A 3,238-nucleotide genomic window follows, 5' to 3' on the forward strand; every position below is an offset into this window, starting at 1 on the left:
CTCGCCTTGGAAACTTTAATTGTCGATTCCCCTGCCGCTCCATTTCCGTCTAAAACGATAGCACCAGAGAAGGTGGAAGATGTTTGGTTAGCAAATCCAAGTGTAACAATAGTACCGTTATTGATTCCAGAATTATCAAGTTTTAATCCACCAGCACCAGTAATATATTCAACTGTTTGGGATTTGCCTGATGCGGGTTTCAAGATCAAGTTTCCCGCGGTCAGATTCAAACCACCACTGGCAGCGGCGTTATCTGAATCGGCAAGAAATATATTTCCGCTTAAGATTTGATCTCCTGTACCTGACTTAATTAAAGTTAAATCCGTTGAATCTGTTCCTGATGAAGCACGATAAAAGTCTCCATCGAAATCATATGCACTACTACCTGTATTTCCAGACTGAGCATGCAGGGTAACAACATTTGCATCCTGCCCACCATAAAGTTTACCGGTTCCGTTAAAACCACTGAACACCGATGATCCAATTCCACCCGAATCTCCAACATTGATAGTTTCGTCCCCATCAAAGTAAGTAACGGTAGCGACAAAATCTGTATTTGAATTAATAGTGGCTTCTGAAGTTCCTACCTTTGAACCACCGTTGGCACTAGTGTTATCAAATTCAAAAACCATGTTTGAATCGATTGCCGAACCATTCGTTGTATGGAGAGAGATAAATTCTCCGCCACCCCAAGTCCAATTGGGATTCATGATAGTATTGTAACGAGTAGATCCGTTGGTGGCCTTAGTTAAACCTCCCCCACCATCAGCTGAGCTCGAAGTGTCGATATCATAAAACCTGATGCCTAAAACAGTATTTGCGGTAAGGGCATTTAATCTGTCTTCATGTGAGTTGGGGTTACTCGAACTATCTCCGAGATAATCATTATCCAATGCGTTACTCCCGATATTGGAAAGTGAGTAATTATTTACCGAATTATTGGCGTTTCCACCATCCAATTGAAATTTAGTTCGAAAGTAAAACTCTCCTTCAGCAACCGTTGTACCACTCCAATCTCTACCGATGGTCGTTTTCGAGGTTAATGGCGTCCAGATTCCTTTAAAATAATCTGAGCTTTCGTTTGGAGTGTAGCTTCCGTTGTTGGTGGCATCGGTATCGAAGAACCCAAGCTCGATTAAATCTCCATCGTAAACATTTCCAGTTGCTGAACCATTAGCAAGTTCGTTCAAAGAAGTACCTGCAGCGTCCAATCCAAATAGGAGTTGTTTACTACTGGGGTTAGTGTCACCCGCGTTTATTGGAGAACTTGAACCCAAATGAGTACCCCAATCAATGGTTGTGGTGGTAACACCTAGTGAAAATGAACCCAATAAAGAAACTCCCAGAAGGGCACAGACCTGCAAGCGATAATGCCGCAAGACATTATTATAGGGGAAACACACCCCCTTACTATCAATTCGCTGCAAAATTAAGTCAAATAATATTTTTGCCACCATTGAAATCTTTTAAATTGCACTTTAATAATAATAGAAAACTGTAAATGTTTTCATTACATTTACTTGCAAATGAAGCCTGTCAGGACATAGGTTATAACATAAGAGCCCTATTGAATTGTATTTTGGTTGTACCGCTGATCATTCTAATAATGCACATTTTCTTTTTGTGCATTTTAACAATTTGTTTATCAACAAGTTGCGGGAAACTATTAACCCAAATAAGACCATACTTCCGCATTTTTCTCGCGCGGGCTCGCCTGCACACAACTAATAACTTTATTTTAAATTTAGTCCGAGAGATAAAATGTGCTTTATTTGTTCTCCTAAAAAAGAACCTTTTCGATCCAAATAATTATTCGCCAAAATTAAACCTTTTGTTCGTTCTAATCACCTGTTATTTGGGGTGTTCACAAACAATCGTTGCAGCTCCTCAAATTACTATTGTATGGGGAACGGTTACTTCATCAAATTCTCCAGATTTACTCAAAGACGCCAGTGGAAATCGATTAAGTGCTGGAGTGCGCGGAAATGGGGATGGCGACTTGGTTGAGCTGGGATATTTTTCTACCGGTTCAACAAGTGATCCCTTTTCTGGCCAATGGATTCCTCTTACTCTGCAAACCTATGTAGGTGACTCAAGCTCGGGGTATGGTTTTGACGACGGGATGTTTGTTTTTACCACCAATTTTTTCAAGAACAGCAATGAAGTCATTGTCTTTCCGACCGAACCCAAACAATTTTCTGAGAACCTAAGCTTTGCGATAACTGCCTCAAATCCACCTCCTGGCACACCGATTTGCATACGATTTTACGATTCTCCAAATAAAGGAGGGGCACAATACAATACCGTTACTGGTGACAATTGGGTTTGGCCTGCCTTCCCAAGTGGGTCCAGCATCCCATCAAACTTGTACCTCAAGATCGCTTCTGGAGACACTCCAAACGGATCCTCATGGCGATACGGAAGTCTATTTGAAGATAATGCAGCAGAAAACAGGTTCAAAACAACTAAATCCCCACTTTATGACATCAATTTTGAAATTAACCCAAATGGGCAAGGAACAGGAACTATTTCAGATGAAATTAATGGATCCTACACATGGGGGCAAACGATCACAATAACCGCCTCTCCTGATGAACATTCATACTTTTTACAATGGGTAGGCACTGGCATTTCTGACCCATGGAGTGCGGAAACTTCCTTGGTAGTCACTGGCGATCAGGTCGTATATGCTCAGTTTGAAAAAGCACCGTATTTTTTGGATCTTTCTTCAACAGGGTTAGGACAGGTGTCGGGTGGCGGTCTTTTTGCCCACGGAGATTCCCTCACAATCTCTGCTTTTCCAGATCAAGGACAATCCTTCTCGCATTGGGAATGGGATAATAATGGTAGTATATTTAGCGAAAATACCACTGTCACTTTTCCCCTTCAGGGAGACACCGCTTTAGTCGCTATATTTATTCCCAATGAATATCAAGTATTAGTCGGTAGTACGACAGGGGGTTCTTATGAAATTTTCGATTCGAACGGTTCCATCCCAAGTTCATACAAGCATGGAAACACATACACTATTCGAAGTTTTCCTGATCAGCATTTTGGTTTCCTCAAATGGTCAGGAACCTCCGATGTCTTAGCTATGCTTGACAATGAAAATTTCGCTGAAACCACATTCATACCCTCTGGAAACATGAGCCTAACAGCTAACTTTACTGAGCTCCAATACCAGTTAAACGTTCAATCAACCCAAGGCTATGTCAGCCTTTACCCGCCATCTGGAAGT

At 41.4% G+C, this 3,238-nt stretch carries 2 protein-coding genes; one reads left to right on the forward strand and one right to left on the reverse strand.

The window, feature by feature from the left end; genetic code table 11:
* Positions 1–1,379, reverse strand: a 1,379-nt coding sequence (locus tag ACKPQ4_RS04730; protein ID WP_407680057.1) for a hypothetical protein, incomplete at its 3' end; no start/stop codon positions are given.
* Positions 1,380–1,855: 476 nt separating this feature from the next.
* Here ACKPQ4_RS04730 and ACKPQ4_RS04735 point away from each other — a divergent pair.
* A partial coding sequence (locus tag ACKPQ4_RS04735) for an InlB B-repeat-containing protein (RefSeq protein WP_407680058.1) occupies positions 1,856–3,238 on the forward strand: 1,383 nt, incomplete at its 3' end.

It is taken from the genome of Candidatus Chordibacter forsetii (genome assembly GCF_964187505.1).
Taxonomy (GTDB): domain Bacteria; phylum Verrucomicrobiota; class Verrucomicrobiia; order Opitutales; family Seribacteraceae; genus Chordibacter; species Chordibacter forsetii.